The following is a 16821-nucleotide window of genomic DNA, read 5'->3' on the forward strand; positions in this document are numbered from 1 at the left end:
GTTCTGCCCAGGCGAAGCAAAAAGTTACTGCTGTGCGTAATCCGTAATGCCGCCAAAATCATTAATGGCGCGCCATTTGACCACTCCGGAACCGTTCACCGGCCACTCTTTATGGGTTAATGGTCCAATCATTCCGGGTTCGCTAATCTCTTTACCACCAACCGAAATAACAAAAAAGGAGACAAAATAAGGCGTTGGGTTTTGCGCAATCAGGCGATTACCCTCAATTTTAAATGTCAGCTTACGCCACGCATCGGCAGGTTCACCGGCGAGACCCTCCGGGCGATAGAAAATCTTAAATTTCGATTTAATATTGACTTGTAATTTATTGGTTTCATCTTTTTGCGTTGGCGCAATACTTTTCACATTCAGCCAAAAAACGGATTCCCGATCCGCTGGCATATTTCCGCCAATGTAATTAATACGCAATACGTTCTGTTGTTCAGGGTCGAGACGAAATAGCGGCGGCGTGACAATAAAGGGCACCCGACTTTTATTTTCCGGCACATAGTTTTCTACCCATGACTGCACCAGATAAGGCGAATGGGTATCAGCATTGGTCACTGAAATTGCAGCTTCGCGCTTCCCTTCCTGATAAACAACACGGGTCCCGCCCATGACAATACCGGCCTGTGCCGCAGTGGATAGCAGTAAAAAGGCTATCGCGGCAATCGTTCTTTTCATAATCACTACCATCAGGAAATAATAAAGAGCAGGGATGAATACCTGAGACGGGTAACAAACCGCTATTAAATATTGTGTTCGCATTTCTGCCGGGCGGCGGCTAGCGCCAGCCCGACAGGGGCAAAAAGCAGAAACTGCGTTGCGCGCGCTTTCCCGGAGGCGATACTACGCATCTGTCCGGGCTACTGACCCCCGTAGCCCGGGAAGGCAGACATCCACAGTATCTACGAAATCTTCAATATCAACAGGCGATAAGAGCCCCGCTGTTTCAGCCGTCTGACCTGCTCTTTTTTATTAGTTGTAAACCATATTGAAGTTAGCTGTGCCGTCGGCAGAACCGGCGGAAACCGCGCTGGTAGAGACGTAGTCAGCGAAGAACTCCAGATCGGCGGTACCGGTCGTGGTGCCGGTCGCACCAGCGGTAACGTTATGACCACGTGAAACAGCGCCCAGACCAACCGGCGTTGATTTATCATTTTCATACAGCTTAATCGCTACCCCTTTCGCGGTACCGTTAATCGCCAGCAGGTCGCTATTGTTGGTATCGCGGGTGCCGTCAAACAGCACGGAAACGGTGGTGACGGTCGAAGGACAATCTTTCACTTTGATATGGAAGGAGGTTTTGGTGGTTTCTGAGCCTGTGCCGGTAAAATAGCTGCTTGCCCATTTCCCCAGATCAACGCTTTGATTTGCGCTGGTGCTATCAACATTACAGGAGGAGTCGGTAATAGAGCCGGTAAATTCAACCTGACCGCCAGTACCTTGGGTTCCCGCGCTGCTGCCGGGATTAACGGTCATAGCAGAACTGGCCGGTTGGGAAATACTTGATAATGCTGAGCCAGACACCAGAGCACCGACAATCATTGCCATAACACGAAATTGCGTTTTCATTATTTATCTCATCTCTAACTTATATTTTTGCCGATTACGCATTGAGCCAGTATAGCCTGAGCGAATCTGCTTACAGATCCTCCATGTTAATGATATTCGCGTTCCATCCGCAGGATATTGGGCGTACAGGCATCCTGCTCCGCTTATTTCTATGACATTATTCATGCGCAAAGAATTATTGAGCGAAACGACTAAAAGATGCATTTAGAGTACAAATAAATATTATCCCGCCCAAAAACAATTCGCAATATTTTGTTATGTTAATGAAATGGTGTTTTATTTTACATAATAGAAGAATATTAAACACATCCCGATAATTGTTAATTAATGCAACCAAGAATCCCAATACAGCAACAGAAAAAAGCAACAATAACACACATAAATTAACACCAGAAGGCGGTTTAACCTCAGCATATAGTTATCATTTAGCTAAACAGGAATAGAACTCATCAAATATTAAGATAAATCTTAGAGTGAATTTTCATCTTATTTTCATCACCGAAATAACAATAATCACGCTAAGGAAGGTGCGAATAAGCGGGGAAATTCTTCTCGGCTGACTCAGTCATTTCATTTCTTCATGTTTGAGCCGATTTTTTCTCCCGTAAATGCCTTGAATCAGCCTATTTAGACCGTTTCTTCGCCATTTAAGGCGTTATCCCCAGTTTTTAGTGAGATCTCTCCCACTGACGTATCATTTGGTCCGCCCGAAACAGGTTGGCCAGCGTGAATAACATCGCCAGTTGGTTATCGTTTTTCAGCAACCCCTTGTATCTGGCTTTCACGAAGCCGAACTGTCGCTTGATGATGCGAAATGGGTGCTCCACCTTGGCCCGGATGCTGGCTTTCATGTATTCGATGTTGATGGCCGTTTTGTTCTTGCGTGGATGCTGTTTCAAGGTTCTTACCTTGCCGGGGCGCTCGGCGATCAGCCAGTCCACATCCACCTCGGCCAGCTCCTCGCGCTGTGGCGCCCCTTGGTAGCCGGCATCGGCTGAGACAAATTGCTCCTCTCCATGCAGCAGATTACCCAGCTGATTGAGGTCATGCTCGTTGGCCGCGGTGGTGACTAGGCTGTGGGTCAGGCCACTCTTGGCATCGACACCAATGTGGGCCTTCATGCCAAAGTGCCACTGATTGCCTTTCTTGGTCTGATGCATCTCCGGATCGCGTTGCTGCTCTTTGTTCTTGGTCGAGCTGGGTGCCTCAATGATGGTGGCATCGACCAAGGTGCCTTGAGTCATCATGACGCCTGCTTCGGCCAGCCAGCGATTGATGGTCTTGAACAATTGGCGGGCCAGTTGATGCTGCTCCAGCAGGTGGCGGAAATTCATGATGGTGGTGCGGTCAGGCAAGGCGCTATCCAGGGATAACCGGGCAAACCGACGCATGGAGGCGATTTCGTACAGAGCATCTTCCATCGCGCCATCGCTCAGGTTGTACCAATGCTGCATGCAGTGAATGCGTAGCATGGTTTCCAGCGGATAAGGTCGCCGGCCATTACCAGCCTTGGGGTAAAACGGCTCGATGACTTCCACCATGTTTTGCCATGGCAGAATCTGCTCCATACGGGACAAGAAAATCTCTTTTCTGGTCTGACGGCGCTTACTGCTGAATTCACTGTCGGCGAAGGTAAGTTGATGACTCATGATGAACCCTGTTCCATGGCTCCAGATGACAAACATGATCTCATATCAGGGACTTGTTCGCACCTTCCCTAATCAATAATAATCTTTAATATGGAGGGGATGGTTATTTCGAATGAAGCCCATCAGTGAAATGAAAGATAATTAACCACATTTATTTCAGGGAATAAAAACCCGTAATCTCTTATTAAGATTACGGGTTACCTTAATTAAGGGCTATTCGGTCAGAACAGACCCAACGGTGCGGTACCGTAGCTCACCAGCAGGTTCTTCGTCTGCTGGTAGGCATTAAGGGCCATTTTATGCGTTTCGCGCCCAACACCAGACTGTTTGTAACCGCCGAAGGCCGCGTGCGCCGGGTAGATATGGTAGCAGTTAGTCCACACGCGACCGGCTTTAATGCCGCGCCCCATGCGATACGCCAGATTGGTATCCCGCGTCCAGACGCCAGCGCCGAGACCAAACTGGGTCTGGTTGGCAATAGACAGCGCCTCCGCTTCATCTTTAAAGGTGGTGACGCCGATAACCGGGCCAAAGATCTCCTCCTGGAAGCTGCGCATATCGTTACGGCCCTGAATCAGCGTCGGCTGAATATAGAAACCGTTATCCAGCTCGGCAGAGATACTGGCGCGTTCCCCCCCGGTCAGGATCTTGCCGCCTTCGTCGCGGGCGATCTTGATATAAGAGAGGATCTTATCGAACTGCTGACGTGACGCCTGAGCACCAATCATGGTGTCAGTATCAAACGGATCGCCGCGGCGAATCTGCGCCACTTTCGCCATTACCCGTTGCATAAAAGGTTCGTAAATAGACTCCTGAATTAGCGCGCGGGACGGACAGGTACAGACCTCACCCTGGTTAAAGAAGCCCAGCACCAGGCCTTCAACCGCCTTCTCGATAAACTCCTCTTCGCCTTCCATCACGTCGGCAAAATAGATATTCGGCGACTTACCGCCGAGCTCGACGGTACAAGGTATGATGTTCTCAGCGGCGCAGGCCATGATATGGCGGCCAACCGGCGTTGAACCGGTGAATGCAATCTTAGCAATACGTTTGCTGGTCGCCAGCGCTTCACCCGCCTCTTTACCAAAGCCCTGCACCACGTTGAGTACCCCCGCCGGGAACAGATCGCCAATGATCTCCAGCAGCAGGGTGATGCTAAGCGGCGTCTGCTCAGCGGGTTTCAGCACTACGCAGTTACCGGCCGCGAGCGCCGGAGCCAGCTTCCAGGCGGCCATCAGCAGCGGAAAGTTCCACGGAATAATTTGCCCGACCACGCCTAGTGGTTCATGGAAGTGGTAGGCCACAGTAGTCTCGTCGATCTCCGCCGTACTCCCCTCCTGCGCGCGCAGACAGCCGGCAAAATAGCGGAAGTGATCGACCGCCAGCGGCAGGTCGGCGTTAAGGGTCTCGCGGATTGGTTTGCCGTTATCCCAACTCTCCGCCACCGCCAGATATTCCAGGTTAGCCTCGATACGATCGGCGACCTGCAACAGCAAATTAGCGCGATGCTGAGCCGAGGTTTTGCCCCAGGCATCGGCGGCCCGGTGCGCCGCATCAAGGGCCAGGTCGATATCTTTGGCATCAGAACGCGGGAACTGCCCAATATCGCTACCATCGACCGGGGAGGTATTCATAAAGAATTCGCCGCCGATCGGTTCAATAAATTTACCGTCAATAAAGTTACCGTAAGCAGACTTCAGTGAAACCAAAGCGCCCGGCGTGCCAGGATGTGCATAACGCATCGCGAATCTCCTTCATGTAGGGTTGAGGCGCAGCGGCATATTAGTTTTGTACGATCGCTCGCTGCACCTGAACGCTATTGCAGGGGTTATGCCACTTTTCCTGTTTCTTAAAACTTATTTATATTCAATAAATTAAATACTCACTCCATTTTTCTGTTGCGCCGATTTTTTCTTATGTGTCGCAAATCGCAACATCAAATAAACCACATAGCTACAATATTGCAACACAACTAAACCGCCATGAGGTGTCACGTGCGAGGAAATCCGTTTTCCCTGACGTCGGAGGTCAAAGCGAGCCCGCTGCTGAGCGATTCCTGGTGTCGCAGCCAGCGCTATGGCCTCGACCCCACCACGGATGACTTTCCTCGCTTGCACGCTAGCGAACTGGCCGACAGGCTTGCCAGCCATCACCGCATACAAAGGCTGACGCAGCCGGTGGTCAATGGACTATCAGGCAAGGTTAGCGACCTGCAATCGGTGGTGATTCTCTCCGATGCCAGCGGCCTGGTCCTACAAACCTTCGGCAACCTGGATGCCATGCAGAAGGCACAGCGCTTTGCCTTGGCCCCGGGAAATCTGTGGAGCGAGAGCGGGCGCGGCACCAATGCCATAGGCACCGCGCTGGCGATTGACGACTGCTGCGAAATCGATGGTCGTCAGCATTTCCTGACCAGCAATCAGGGGCTTTATTGCGCCGCCGTGCCGCTGCAAAGCCCCGACGGACAAATTGCAGGCGTGCTGGATATCTCCGGCCCGGCCCACTATCCGCATACCCAGACCATGGTCTGGGTAAAAGGCGCGGCGAAACAGATAGAATATCTGTGGGTCAAACAGAGCCTGCATCCGCAGCAGTGGCTGATGAGTCTGCATTCCCGGGTCGAAAAACTCGACAGCGTAGAGGAGTTGCTGCTGATTTTTACCGATAATGTGCTGACCGCAGGTAACCGGCTGGCGATGCGCGAACTCCGCCTCAACGCGGCGCAGTTTGGGCACATCACCTTCCAGCAGCTTTTCCCCCAACTTCAGCAAACCGCCGTCAGCGTACCACTGCCGTTCACCACTGGACGTCAGAACTACTACTACCGCTTACGCGCGCCAAATCGCACCAGCGTGGCAATGCCAGAGCGGCCAACTATCAACTACCCCTTCTCCATTCAGCATGAAGGCGAAAAGCTGGTCCGCCTGCTTAACGCCGGAATTGGCTTGTGTATTGAAGGAGAGACCGGCTGCGGCAAAGAGTACGTCAGCCGTATGATTCACCAGCACAGTCGCTGGCACAGCGGTAAATTCGTCGCCATCAACTGCGCCGCTATTCCCGAATCACTGATTGAATCCGAGCTGTTTGGCTATCAGCCTGGTGCTTTTACGGGTGCCAACAAGAACGGTTATATCGGCAAGATTCGCGAGGCCGACGGCGGCGTGCTGTTTCTCGATGAGATTGGCGATATGCCATTAGCCCTACAGACCCGGCTGCTACGGATCCTTCAGGAGAAAGAAGTGACACCACTTGGCGCCAGCCAGAGTTCAGCGGTCAACTTCGCGGTAATTTGCGCCACTCACCGCAACCTGGCCCAGCGCGTCGACGAAGGCACCTTCCGCGAAGACCTGCTCTATCGACTGCGAGAATATGCCCTGACGCTGCCGCCGCTGCGCGCCTGGGCTGAACTACCTGCATTTATACAGCAGCTGTGGCGGGATCTGGGCGGAGAAAAACGACGGGTCATCCTGACACCTGAACTATGCGAACACCTGGCGGCGCTGCCGTGGCCGGGAAACGTTCGTCAGTTGCAAAGTCTGATGAGGGTACTGCTGGCGCTGGCCGAAGATGGCGAGAGGCTGGGGATCAATGCCCTGCCCAATGAATATCGTACCCACTCCGTCGCCCACGTACCGCGCGGGCTTCAACAGCATGATGCCCAGTTGATTGCCGACACCCTGGCAAGCTATAACGGCAACATCAGCAAAGCCGCACAGGCGTTAGGCGTGGCGCGCAGTACCTTGTATCGTCGCGCCGCCCGTCGTGGAAGTCATAAAGCATAGCGCCCTGCTTCGCTCAGGGCGTAAAGCGCGGCGGTAGCCAGGAGAACATTCGCCTGCTCATCGCTTCGCACAACGAAGTTAAGCGCCGTCCAGCGCCCTGCCAGATAAGCTTTGCGATGCAGACGCCGCAGGCTGAAACCAGCACCGACCCTGCCATATCCAGCGGAAAGTGAACCCCCAGGAAGATTCGTGCCCAGGCTACGGGCAGCGCCGCCAACAGCAGAAAAAGCCCTGCGGCGCGTAAACGCAGCGACAGCAGTGCAAAAGCAGCGCTAAACATCACCGTTCCATGGTCGCTCGGGAAAGAGTTATCCGCCGGATGGCTTATCCAGGTATGGCCAAGAGAAATCATAAACGGCCGCGGGTGAGACCACAGCATGCCACAGATAAATCCCAGCCCCAGCGCGGTCAGAATGCTCAGGGTACAAAACAACGCCTGCCGATGCCCCTGCCGCCCTCCTGAAAACCACAGCCAAAGCAAAATGAGCGGAACCACAAAAATTATCCCACTTGCCGAAAAGCGAGCCAATGAGAGGATAGCGTCCGGCGTACCGGGCGATGCATTCAGCGCTAAAAAAGCGCTTTGATTGAAGGTTTCCAGTGCGTTCATAGCAATAACTCGTGCAGTCATATTACCGTCATTATCGCTATCCAGGCTTAAGTTACGCTTAACCCGGCGACAATGAATTATCCTGATTTCTGACAAACAATTTAGCCGCAGAAGCATCCATTGCTGGCACAATATTATTTTTTATTTTAGACTTTACTAAATTTAGAAAAGACTAAAATAAATGAATACACCTGAACAGCTACAGACCAGCGCCGGGGAAGCCGCCGCCCTGTTGAAAGCCATGAGTCACCCCAGCAGGCTATTGATTCTGTGCATGCTTTGCGAAACCCCGCACACCAGTGCTGGTGAGCTTGCGCGGATCACCGGCCTGAGCCCTTCGGCAACCTCACAACATCTCACCCGTATGCGTGACGAAGGGCTTATCGGCAGCGAACGCCAGGCGCAGCGAATTCACTACTTCATCACCCAGCCCGCGGTTCAGCAAATCGTCGCTACGCTAAAATCCATCTATTGTCCTTAAGGAACATTCATGACAATCGCCACTCTTTCCCCTACAGAAGCTCAGACGCTCATCGCCCAGGGTGCACGGCTGGTCGACATCCGCGATGCTGATGAGTACGCCCGCGAGCATATCCCTGAAGCTGAACTGGTGCCGCTGAGTACGCTGAACAACGGAGCTTCGCTGCACGCAAGCGCTGACGAAACGATCGTGTTTCACTGCCAGGCGGGCTCGCGTACCCAGAATAATGCCGCTCGTCTGGCGCAAGCTGCCGCTCCGGCGCAGGTAAAACTGCTGGCGGGAGGAATTCAGGCATGGAAAGCAGCGGGGCTGCCGGTGCAAGAGGACAAGTCGCAGCCGCTGCCGCTGATGCGTCAGGTGCAAATCGCCGCGGGCGTGCTGATTTTACTCGGCGTGGCGTTGGGCTATTCCCTCGGCAGCGGCTTTTTTCTGCTCAGCGCATTCGTCGGGGCCGGTTTAACCTTCGCCGGAGTGACTGGTTTTTGCGGTATGGCGCGTCTGCTGGCGGTGATGCCGTGGAACCGTCGTTAACGTCTACCTCTTTCGGCCAGTTGTTTGCGGCTCTTTTGCTGAGCTATGGTTATTAGCAGCAATAACTTTTATCAGCACAAAGGAGAAGAACCATGTTTTCAGTTGGCGATCTGGTACAACCGCGTTCAGGCGGGCCAAAATTGAAGGTTGTGGAAGTCCATGACGATCAAATTGTTGCCGTTCAGGCGAGTAATGAGCAAGGTGAGAAATACACGCTGAAGTCGGTCGACGTTACGGCTTATAAAGAAGATGGTGATTTTGGCGTGTGCTAATCAAATCCGTAAAGACCACGGTGGGTTTCCCCACCGTTTTCAATATTACATTTCCAGCGTTTAAATAATTCAGGATATATCGCCAGTAGAGAATCAAAACGCTGCCGATGCTCGCAAAGAATAGTCATGCACGAAATACGAATAGTCACCCAACGGCCTAAACAGCACGTCATGCTACATTAAAACCAAATCACGCATAAAAAACTCCGAAAGTGACACAAATCACATCAGGACGCGATCCCGTCGCAAAGTCGGCCATTACTAAACGTCACCGATCTCACTCTTATTACGTACACATTAATTATCTAATTGATAAATAAAATAAAAAACACCAAAGAGAACAAAAGTAGCGTAACGGACAAAAAACAGCCTGATGCAGAGTATTTTATCGACAAAAAGCCATTAAATAAAAATTTATAGCTAGTTGCCACTTTTAATGCAGAGATATAATCTACGCACATCAAAACAGACAGCCCAAAAACGCTAATTAACTGCGAATATTTTGGCTTTATTGACTTTAATTTCGAGGAGCATACCGATGTTCTCTGCGCAGTCCCGCTTGCGTCACGCGGTAGCAGACACCTTTGCGATGGTGGTTTACTGCACCGTTGTAAACATGATGATCGAAATTTTTCTCTCCGGCATGTCCTTCCAGCAGTCATTATCGTCGCGACTAGTCGCGATTCCGGTAAACATTATTATTGCGGTACCTTACGGTTTTTACCGTGATTTCGCCATGCGCCAGGCGCGTCGCATCAGCCCATCTGGGTGGATGAAGAATATTGCTGACGTGATTGCCTATGTGACATTTCAGTCACCGGTATACGTGGCGATTCTGTTGGTTGTTGGCGCTGAATGGCAGCAAATTGCCGCGGCGGTCAGTTCAAATATCGTGGTATCAATGCTGATGGGTGCGGCGTACGGCTATTTCCTTGATTACTGCCGCCGCCTGTTCCGCGTGAGTCCTTACCAGCAGGCTAAAGCCTGAGTCATTCAAAAAAGCGACTGGTTACGCCAGCCGCTTTTTTTCAACTATATTGCGCCTCGCCAAATAGGCCATTCAGGAAACGCTCAAGCGCCATGCGCGAACTAAAACCGTGTGGAATACCATAATGTTGCTGGACATCGCCCGCTAAATACAACGGAAACTGCTCGTAATGATCGCAGGTTTTAATATCCGATGCAGGATCCGACAGCGTCGTACTACGTTCTTTTAACGCAGGATGAATAATTAACGCGGTACGCCCCATACGAGCTTCACGGTTCACATAAACATAATCATCGCCACGACGATATCCATACGCCTTTTGCGTCACAACATCCATGGTGAAGCCGGATTTTTCAAGAACACGCGCCACCTCATCGGGTCTTAAATACATACTGATTCCTCGTTATCTTTCACCGCACGTCAACCTTACCTTATTCATTAAAGACAACGCTTTCGGATAATTCCATAAACCACCTCCTACAGCATAATTCGAAATCGTGTCCTACACTTTAAGACTCAATGGAACTAAGGGAGAAACTCATGGCCAATCGAGCAAACCGCAACAACGTAGAAGACAGCGCTGAAGATATTCATAACGATGTCAGCCAATTAGCGGATACGCTGGAAGAGGTGCTGAAATCGTGGGGCAGCGATGCGAAGGACGAAGCCGAGACCGCGCGTAAAAAAGCCCAGGCGCTACTGAAAGAGACTCGCGCCCGCCTTAACGGTAATAATCGCGTACAGCAGGCCGCGCGTGATGCTGTGGGCTGCGCCCGCGATGTGGCCGGAAGCGCTGACAGCTACGTGAGAGACAAACCGTGGCAAAGCGTCGGTGCCGCAGCCGCCGTTGGGGTATTTATTGGCGTATTGCTGAATTTGCGCCGATAATCTAATTGCCAGACCAATGAAGATAACAAATACGCGTCTACCCCTGCATACCCCGGTATGCAGGGGTTTTTATTACCCTAAGAATTTTATTACCCTAAGAAAACAGCGCTAACCTGAGCTGACGGACCACGTCGATAGCCCTCTCTGCCGACGTCAGATTGGTAAAACTCATCAGCAACCCCTTCTCCCCCTGGCTATCAATTCGCCAGTCGCTCAGCGCCTGCACCGCCAGACCGGCTTGCCTGCCGCGCAGGGCCAACTGACGATCGTCCCCCTCAACGTTAACCACCATCTGAATCCCGCCCAGTTGGGGAACCGCCGAAAATCCCTGCTCCCGCAGCGCCGACTCCAGCCACTGGCGGCGCTGCGCATAGCTGGCGCGCATTTTCTTCAGATGACGCCAGAAATGGCCCTCGCGGATAAAATCGGCCAGCGCCTGCTGCCATAGCGTCGGCACGCTACAGCTCATCAGCGCGGCCTGTTCACGAAACTGCGCCACGAGCGGTTCCGGTACCACCAGCCAGGCGGCGCGCAGTGCCGGAAAAAATGATTTACTGAACGCCCCGGCGTAGATGACCCGTTGCGGGGCGTCGAGGCTTTTTAACGGCGGTAGCGGCTTACCGTGATAGCGAAACTCACTATCATAGTCATCCTCGATAATCCACGCGTCGTTCTGCGCCGCCCATTGCAATAGCTGCCTGCGCCTGGCCAACGATAGCGCAACACCGAGCGGACTTTGGTGAGCGGGAGTCAGCAGAGCAAAATGCGCATCCGGATAGTGCTGCTGCGCCCAGGCGATATCCATCCCCTCATCGTCAACCGGAACGGGATTTATCTTTACCCCTTCCCCGCTCACGATGGGTCGGATCAGCGGAAACCCAGGGTCCTCCATCCACATGTTCTGGCCCGGCCGGGCCAGGGTGCGCAGGATAAGGCGCATTGATGCAGCATAGCTACCGGTGACCAACACCTGCTCAGGCCGACACTCAATACTGCGCGATAGACGTAAATAATCAACGATGGCCCGGCGCAGGATCATCTCGCCGCTTGGATCGCCAGGAGCAAGATCAAAGCGCGTTTGCGTGCGCAGCCGTCGGCCCATCACCCTCGCCCACAGCCCGCGAGGAAACAGATCGAGCGCCGGGAGCCCAAGTTGAAACGGCAGCGGTGCCGTCGGTTCGTCGCCCGCACCAGGCTGCACAGGAGCGCTTTGCTGCGGGCTGAGACGCTCGCTGACAAAGGTCCCCGCCTGCCCGCGCCGCTCCAGCCAGCCCTGCGCCACCAACTCACCCCAGGCGTTTTCTATCGTCGCCCTCGACACACCGAGTTCCTGGGCATAGACCCGACTCGCCGGCAGCCTGCTGCCTGGCATCAGTTCGCCACTCTCAATGGCCGACTTAAGCTGTCGGGCAATACGCTGATAGTGCGGGAGTTCTTTGGCATTCATTATGGTCTGCTTTTTTCATCACAATATGGCTATCTTATGCAGTCCATTATAGTGCTATTTTGCTGGCGTCTTAATGAGGAGAGTAAAATGACCACACTACGTCAGCCGTACAATGAACTGAGCCCGGAAGTCTATAACGCCCTGGTACAAGCAAAGATTGCGCTGGAAAAAAGCGAACTGGATGGCGCGCTGATAGAGCTGGTTTATTTGCGGGTGTCGCAAATCAACGGCTGCGCCTTCTGTCTGGAGATGCATAGCAAAGCGCTGCGCAAGTCCGGCGTGGCGCAGAACAAATTAGACGCCCTGGCAGGCTGGCGAGTCAGCGCTCATTTCAGCAATGCTGAACGCGCGGCGCTGGCGTGGGCCGAATCGGTCACCCATATCGCCGAAAGCCATGCTGAAGATGATGTTTATCTGCCGCTGCTGGAGCATTTTAGCGCCCGACAGATTAGCGATTTGACTTTCGCCATCAGCCTGATGAACGCCTTTAACCGCCTTGCAGTGAGCATGCGCCTGTAATTTCACGACAAAAAAATCTCCCCCCCGCTGATACCTTTAGTGGGGGTTACTTTTTGCAAAAACCATATATATTGAGTTGTTGAACTTTTAAATAACTACATCTAGTATTTCCCTCAACGATAACCCATAACGCCCGACGTCATTTTTTGCGCCGTGCTGTTATCTTAAATGGAAATACGAATCATGCGCATTACTATTTACACTAAAAACGACTGCGTGCAATGCCATGCCACCAAACGAGCTATGGAAACCCGCGGGTTTGAATTCGACATGGTCAACATCGACCACCATCCTGAAGCCGTCGATATGCTGCGCGAGCAGGGCTTCCGCCAGCTGCCGGTAGTGATTGCCGGCGAAACCCGCTGGTCCGGCTTCCGCCCGGACATGATTAACCGCCTGCGCCCGGCAACCTCAGCGGCCAGCGCATGAGCCTGATCGTCTACTTTTCCAGCAGTTCCGAAAACACGCATCGGTTCGTCCAGCGTCTGGGGCTGCCCGCGGTGCGTATTCCGCTTAACGAGCGGGAGCGCATCCAGGTAGACGAACCCTATATTCTCATCGTCCCCAGCTACGGTGGCGGCGGCACGGCGGGCGCGGTTCCGCGACAGGCGATCCGTTTTCTTAACGATCCGCATAATCGCCAGTTGATTCGCGGCGTGATTGCCGCGGGTAACCGTAACTTCGGCGACGCCTATGGCCGCGCTGGCGACGTTATCAAGCAAAAATGCGGCGTACCGTATCTCTACCGCTTTGAGCTGATGGGCACCCCACAAGACGTCGACAACGTGCGTAAAGGAGTAAGCGAATTTTGGCAACGACAACCGCAGAACGTGTAACCACCGGGGCACCTGACTTCCACGCCCTCAACGCGATGCTGAATTTGTACGACAGCAACGGTCGCATCCCGTTTGAAAAGGACCATCAGGCGGTAGAGGCGTTTATGGCCAGCCACGTTGAGCCAAATACCGTGCCTTTCGCCAGCCAGGGTGACAAGCTGACGTGGCTGGTCGCCGAAGGCTATTACGATGCAAAAGTGCTGGCCCGCTACGACAGGCAGTTTATTCTTGAGCTGTTCGCCCATGCGCAGAGCTACGGTTTTCGCTTCCAGACGTTTCTCGGCGCATGGAAGTTCTATACCAGCTACACGCTGAAAACCTTCGATGGCAAGCGCTACCTTGAAGACTTTGCCGACCGTACCTGCATGGTGGCCCTGAGTCTGGCGCAGGGCAACGAGGCGCTGGCACATCAATTGACCGATGAAATCCTTTCCGGGCGCTTTCAGCCCGCTACGCCGACGTTTCTTAACGCCGGTAAACAGCAGCGCGGCGAGCTGGTCTCCTGCTTCCTGCTGCGTATTGAAGACAACATGGAATCCATTGGTCGCGCGGTCAACTCAGCGCTACAGCTGTCAAAACGCGGCGGCGGCGTGGCATTTCTGCTCTCTAACCTGCGCGAAGCTGGTGCACCGATCAAGCGTATCGAGAACCAGTCCTCCGGCGTGGTGCCGGTAATGAAAATGCTGGAAGATGCCTTCTCCTACGCCAACCAGCTTGGCGCGCGTCAGGGGGCCGGAGCGGTCTATCTGCATGCCCATCATCCGGATATCCTGCGTTTCCTCGATACCAAACGCGAAAATGCCGATGAGAAAATCCGCATTAAAACGCTCTCCCTCGGGGTGGTGATTCCGGATATCACCTTCCAGCTCGCGAAAGAAGATGCGCAGATGGCGCTGTTCTCGCCCTATGACGTCGAGCGTCTGTACGGTAAACCGTTCGGCGATATCGCGGTGAGCGAGATGTACGAGCAGTTGGTTGCCGACGAGCGGGTAAGCAAGCGCTGGATCCGCGCCCGCGAGCTGTTCCAGCGGCTGGCGGAAATTCAGTTTGAGTCAGGCTATCCGTACATCATGTTTGAAGATACGGTCAATCGCGCGAACCCGATTGCCGGGCGCATTAATATGAGTAACCTGTGCTCGGAGATATTGCAGGTCAATACCCCCTCTACGTTTGATGAAAATCTGGATTACGCCAGCATCGGCCGGGATATCTCGTGCAACCTCGGTTCGCTGAATATCGCCCATACCATGGACTCACCTGACTTCGCCCGCACGGTAGAGGTGGCGGTACGCGGTCTGACGGCGGTGTCCGATATGAGCGATATCCGCTCTGTGCCATCGGTAGCGGAGGGCAATGCCGCGTCTCACGCCATCGGTCTGGGGCAGATGAATCTGCACGGTTATCTGGCGCGGGAAGGCATTGCCTACGGCAGCGAAGAGGGATTGGATTTTACCAACCTCTATTTCTATACCATCACCTGGCACGCGCTGCGCACCTCGATGCTGATGGCCCGCGAACGGGGTGAGCATTTTGCCGGGTTCGAGCAGTCGCGTTACGCCAGCGGCGACTATTTCCAGCAATATCTTGAGGGTGACTGGCAGCCGAGAACGGCGAAAGTTCGCGAGCTGTTCGTCCGTTCGGGTATTCGCCTGCCCGACCGCGATATGTGGCGGCAGCTGCGCGATGACGTGATGCGCTACGGTATCTACAATCGCAACCTGCAGGCGGTGCCGCCGACGGGGTCCATTTCATACATTAACCACGCGACCTCCAGCATCCACCCGATCGTGTCGAAGATAGAGATCCGCAAAGAGGGGAAAACCGGACGCGTTTACTACCCCGCTCCGTTTATGACCAATGACAATCTGGCGCTGTATCAGGATGCCTATGAAATTGGGCCGCAGAAAATCATCGATACCTACGCCGAGGCGACGCGTCATGTCGATCAGGGGCTGTCGCTGACCCTGTTCTTCCCCGATACCGCCACCACCCGCGATATCAATAAAGCGCAAATCTACGCGTGGAAGAAAGGCATCAAAACGCTGTATTACATCCGTCTGCGCCAGCTGGCGCTGGAAGGTACCGAAATCGAAGGCTGCGTGTCCTGCGCGCTGTAAGGAGAACAGGATGACCCATTTATCGCGCATTAGCGCCATCAACTGGAACAAGATTGAGGACGACAAGGATCTGGAGGTCTGGAACCGGTTGACCAGCAACTTCTGGCTGCCGGAGAAGGTGCCGCTGTCCAACGATATTCCGGCCTGGCAAACGCTTACCCCGGTAGAACAGCAGCTGACGATTCGCGTATTCACCGGACTAACGCTGCTGGATACCATTCAAAACACCGTCGGCGCTCCGGCGCTGATGGCCGATGCCCTCACCCCGCACGAAGAAGCGGTGCTGTCGAACGTTAGCTTTATGGAGGCGGTGCACGCCCGCTCCTACAGTTCGATTTTTTCCACCCTTTGCCAGACCAAAGACGTGGATGCCGCGTACGCGTGGAGCGAACAAAACGCGCCGTTGCAGCGCAAAGCGCAGTTGATGCTGGAGTTCTATCAGGACAATGAACCGCTGAAGAAGAAAATCGCCAGCGTATTTCTTGAATCCTTCCTCTTCTATTCTGGGTTCTGGCTGCCGATGTATTTCTCCAGCCGGGGAAAAATGACCAACACCGCCGATCTTATTCGCCTGATTATCCGCGATGAAGCGGTACATGGTTACTATATCGGCTACAAATTCCAGAAAGGGTTGGAGATTGTCAGTGCCGAAAAGCGCGAAGAGCTCAAAAATTTCGCCCTCGACCTGCTAATGGATCTCTACGATAACGAGCTGGCCTATACCCGCGAACTGTACGCCGACAGCGACTGGATTGAGGAGGTTAACGCCTTCCTGTGCTACAACGCCAATAAGGCGCTGATGAACCTCGGTTACGAAGCGCTGTTCCCGGCAGAAATGGCCGCCGTCAACCCAACCATCCTCGCAGCCCTTTCGCCGAATGCCGACGAAAATCACGACTTTTTCTCCGGTTCCGGATCGTCGTATGTGATGGGAAAAGCAGAAGAAACCGTCGACGACGATTGGGACTTTTAACCTTACTTTCACCAGGAATATATCAACATATTTCCTGGTGATTTATTTCACATTATTCGTTTTCACCTCACTCAATATCTTTCAGTCATCACCGCGTCATATTCAACAGAATCTTGTCGATTTCAGGCGAAATTATCGCAACATAACCAAAAA

General features: G+C 53.2%; 18 protein-coding genes. 11 read left to right on the plus strand and 7 right to left on the minus strand.

The window, feature by feature from the left end; genetic code table 11:
- Positions 1–24: 24 nt before the first annotated feature.
- The 4 genes from HV127_RS00135 to HV127_RS00150 form a co-directional block, all read right to left on the minus strand.
- Positions 25–684, minus strand: coding sequence for a molecular chaperone (locus tag HV127_RS00135; protein WP_182234304.1), 660 nt, complete (start codon positions 682–684; stop codon positions 25–27).
- Positions 685–978: 294 nt separating this feature from the next.
- Positions 979–1575, minus strand: a complete 597-nt coding sequence (locus HV127_RS00140; RefSeq protein WP_182234306.1) for a fimbrial protein — start codon at positions 1573–1575, stop codon at positions 979–981.
- A gap of 668 nt (positions 1576–2243) precedes the next feature.
- Positions 2244–3224, minus strand: a complete 981-nt coding sequence (locus HV127_RS00145) for an IS5-like element IS5 family transposase (RefSeq protein WP_042934497.1) — start codon at positions 3222–3224, stop codon at positions 2244–2246.
- A 221-nt stretch (positions 3225–3445) separates the two neighbouring features.
- A complete protein-coding gene (locus HV127_RS00150; protein ID WP_182234307.1) occupies positions 3446–4966 on the minus strand; it encodes an aldehyde dehydrogenase family protein in 1521 nt (506 codons plus the stop codon).
- Positions 4967–5218: 252 nt separating this feature from the next.
- Between HV127_RS00150 and HV127_RS00155 the strand changes: the two genes are divergently transcribed.
- Positions 5219–7006 carry a sigma-54-dependent Fis family transcriptional regulator gene (locus HV127_RS00155; protein WP_182234309.1) on the plus strand — a complete coding sequence of 596 codons (1788 nt, stop codon included), beginning with the start codon at positions 5219–5221 and terminating at the stop codon, positions 7004–7006.
- A 13-nt stretch (positions 7007–7019) separates the two neighbouring features.
- Here HV127_RS00155 and HV127_RS00160 read toward each other — a convergent pair whose 3' ends face one another.
- Positions 7020–7616 carry an undecaprenyl-diphosphatase gene (locus HV127_RS00160; protein WP_182234311.1) on the minus strand — a complete coding sequence of 199 codons (597 nt, stop codon included), beginning with the start codon at positions 7614–7616 and terminating at the stop codon, positions 7020–7022.
- Between the two features lie 181 nt (positions 7617–7797).
- On the opposite strand from HV127_RS00160, the gene HV127_RS00165 reads away from it, so the two are divergent.
- The 4 genes from HV127_RS00165 to alaE all read left to right on the plus strand — a co-directional run bounded on the left by HV127_RS00165 (position 7798) and on the right by alaE (position 9888).
- A complete protein-coding gene (locus HV127_RS00165) occupies positions 7798–8097 on the plus strand; it encodes a metalloregulator ArsR/SmtB family transcription factor (protein ID WP_112216445.1) in 300 nt (99 codons plus the stop codon).
- A 9-nt stretch (positions 8098–8106) separates the two neighbouring features.
- Entirely contained in the window at positions 8107–8628 is a 522-nt protein-coding gene (locus HV127_RS00170; RefSeq protein WP_182234313.1) for a rhodanese family protein, read from the plus strand.
- Positions 8629–8720: 92 nt separating this feature from the next.
- The gene (locus tag HV127_RS00175; protein WP_182234315.1) at positions 8721–8900 is read left to right on the plus strand and encodes a hypothetical protein; all 180 of its coding nucleotides are present in this window, start codon (positions 8721–8723) and stop codon (positions 8898–8900) included.
- A 538-nt stretch (positions 8901–9438) separates the two neighbouring features.
- Positions 9439–9888, plus strand: a complete 450-nt coding sequence (gene alaE / locus HV127_RS00180) for an L-alanine exporter AlaE (protein WP_110277047.1) — start codon at positions 9439–9441, stop codon at positions 9886–9888.
- A gap of 40 nt (positions 9889–9928) precedes the next feature.
- Here the strand turns inward: alaE and HV127_RS00185 are convergent, their stop codons facing one another.
- A complete protein-coding gene (locus HV127_RS00185) occupies positions 9929–10279 on the minus strand; it encodes a DUF2002 family protein (RefSeq protein WP_110277046.1) in 351 nt (116 codons plus the stop codon).
- A 149-nt stretch (positions 10280–10428) separates the two neighbouring features.
- Between HV127_RS00185 and HV127_RS00190 the strand changes: the two genes are divergently transcribed.
- Positions 10429–10776, plus strand: coding sequence for a DUF883 family protein (locus tag HV127_RS00190; protein WP_110277045.1), 348 nt, complete (start codon positions 10429–10431; stop codon positions 10774–10776).
- Between the two features lie 94 nt (positions 10777–10870).
- Here HV127_RS00190 and HV127_RS00195 read toward each other — a convergent pair whose 3' ends face one another.
- Complete coding sequence (locus HV127_RS00195; protein ID WP_182234317.1) at positions 10871–12223, minus strand: PLP-dependent aminotransferase family protein; 1353 nt, start codon at positions 12221–12223, stop codon at positions 10871–10873.
- Between the two features lie 87 nt (positions 12224–12310).
- Here HV127_RS00195 and HV127_RS00200 point away from each other — a divergent pair, with 87 nt between their 5' ends.
- The 5 genes from HV127_RS00200 to nrdF all read left to right on the plus strand — a co-directional run bounded on the left by HV127_RS00200 (position 12311) and on the right by nrdF (position 16668).
- A complete protein-coding gene (locus tag HV127_RS00200) occupies positions 12311–12742 on the plus strand; it encodes a carboxymuconolactone decarboxylase family protein (RefSeq protein WP_182234319.1) in 432 nt (143 codons plus the stop codon).
- 183 nt (positions 12743–12925) lie between these two features.
- Entirely contained in the window at positions 12926–13171 is a 246-nt protein-coding gene (gene nrdH, locus HV127_RS00205; protein WP_182234321.1) for a glutaredoxin-like protein NrdH, read from the plus strand.
- Entirely contained in the window at positions 13168–13578 is a 411-nt protein-coding gene (gene nrdI, locus HV127_RS00210) for a class Ib ribonucleoside-diphosphate reductase assembly flavoprotein NrdI (protein WP_112216439.1), read from the plus strand. Before nrdH ends, nrdI begins: the two co-directional genes overlap by 4 nt.
- Positions 13551–15695 (plus strand): class 1b ribonucleoside-diphosphate reductase subunit alpha, encoded by a 2145-nt coding sequence (gene nrdE / locus HV127_RS00215; RefSeq protein WP_182234323.1) that lies wholly within the window; start codon positions 13551–13553, stop codon positions 15693–15695. The genes nrdI and nrdE overlap by 28 nt, the downstream gene beginning before the upstream one ends.
- 10 nt (positions 15696–15705) lie before the next feature.
- Positions 15706–16668, plus strand: coding sequence for a class 1b ribonucleoside-diphosphate reductase subunit beta (nrdF, locus tag HV127_RS00220; protein ID WP_182234325.1), 963 nt, complete (start codon positions 15706–15708; stop codon positions 16666–16668).
- The last annotated feature ends 153 nt before the right edge of the window (positions 16669–16821 follow it).

It is taken from the genome of Klebsiella sp. RHBSTW-00215, assembly GCF_014103785.1.
In the GTDB taxonomy this organism is placed as follows: domain Bacteria; phylum Pseudomonadota; class Gammaproteobacteria; order Enterobacterales; family Enterobacteriaceae; genus Klebsiella.

Coding starts and splice junctions, on each gene's coding strand:
- nrdH (WP_182234321.1), top strand. CDS start 12,926: ATGCGCATTACTATTTACACTAAAAACGACTGCGTGCAATGCCATGCC.
- HV127_RS00140 (WP_182234306.1), bottom strand. CDS start 1,575: ATGAAAACGCAATTTCGTGTTATGGCAATGATTGTCGGTGCTCTGGTG.
- nrdI (WP_112216439.1), top strand. CDS start 13,168: ATGAGCCTGATCGTCTACTTTTCCAGCAGTTCCGAAAACACGCATCGG.
- HV127_RS00200 (WP_182234319.1), top strand. CDS start 12,311: ATGACCACACTACGTCAGCCGTACAATGAACTGAGCCCGGAAGTCTAT.
- HV127_RS00160 (WP_182234311.1), bottom strand. CDS start 7,616: ATGAACGCACTGGAAACCTTCAATCAAAGCGCTTTTTTAGCGCTGAAT.
- HV127_RS00170 (WP_182234313.1), top strand. CDS start 8,107: ATGACAATCGCCACTCTTTCCCCTACAGAAGCTCAGACGCTCATCGCC.
- HV127_RS00150 (WP_182234307.1), bottom strand. CDS start 4,966: ATGCGTTATGCACATCCTGGCACGCCGGGCGCTTTGGTTTCACTGAAG.
- HV127_RS00185 (WP_110277046.1), bottom strand. CDS start 10,279: ATGTATTTAAGACCCGATGAGGTGGCGCGTGTTCTTGAAAAATCCGGC.
- HV127_RS00190 (WP_110277045.1), top strand. CDS start 10,429: ATGGCCAATCGAGCAAACCGCAACAACGTAGAAGACAGCGCTGAAGAT.
- HV127_RS00195 (WP_182234317.1), bottom strand. CDS start 12,223: ATGAATGCCAAAGAACTCCCGCACTATCAGCGTATTGCCCGACAGCTT.
- HV127_RS00175 (WP_182234315.1), top strand. CDS start 8,721: ATGTTTTCAGTTGGCGATCTGGTACAACCGCGTTCAGGCGGGCCAAAA.
- alaE (WP_110277047.1), top strand. CDS start 9,439: ATGTTCTCTGCGCAGTCCCGCTTGCGTCACGCGGTAGCAGACACCTTT.
- HV127_RS00135 (WP_182234304.1), bottom strand. CDS start 684: ATGAAAAGAACGATTGCCGCGATAGCCTTTTTACTGCTATCCACTGCG.
- HV127_RS00145 (WP_042934497.1), bottom strand. CDS start 3,224: ATGAGTCATCAACTTACCTTCGCCGACAGTGAATTCAGCAGTAAGCGC.
- nrdF (WP_182234325.1), top strand. CDS start 15,706: ATGACCCATTTATCGCGCATTAGCGCCATCAACTGGAACAAGATTGAG.
- HV127_RS00165 (WP_112216445.1), top strand. CDS start 7,798: ATGAATACACCTGAACAGCTACAGACCAGCGCCGGGGAAGCCGCCGCC.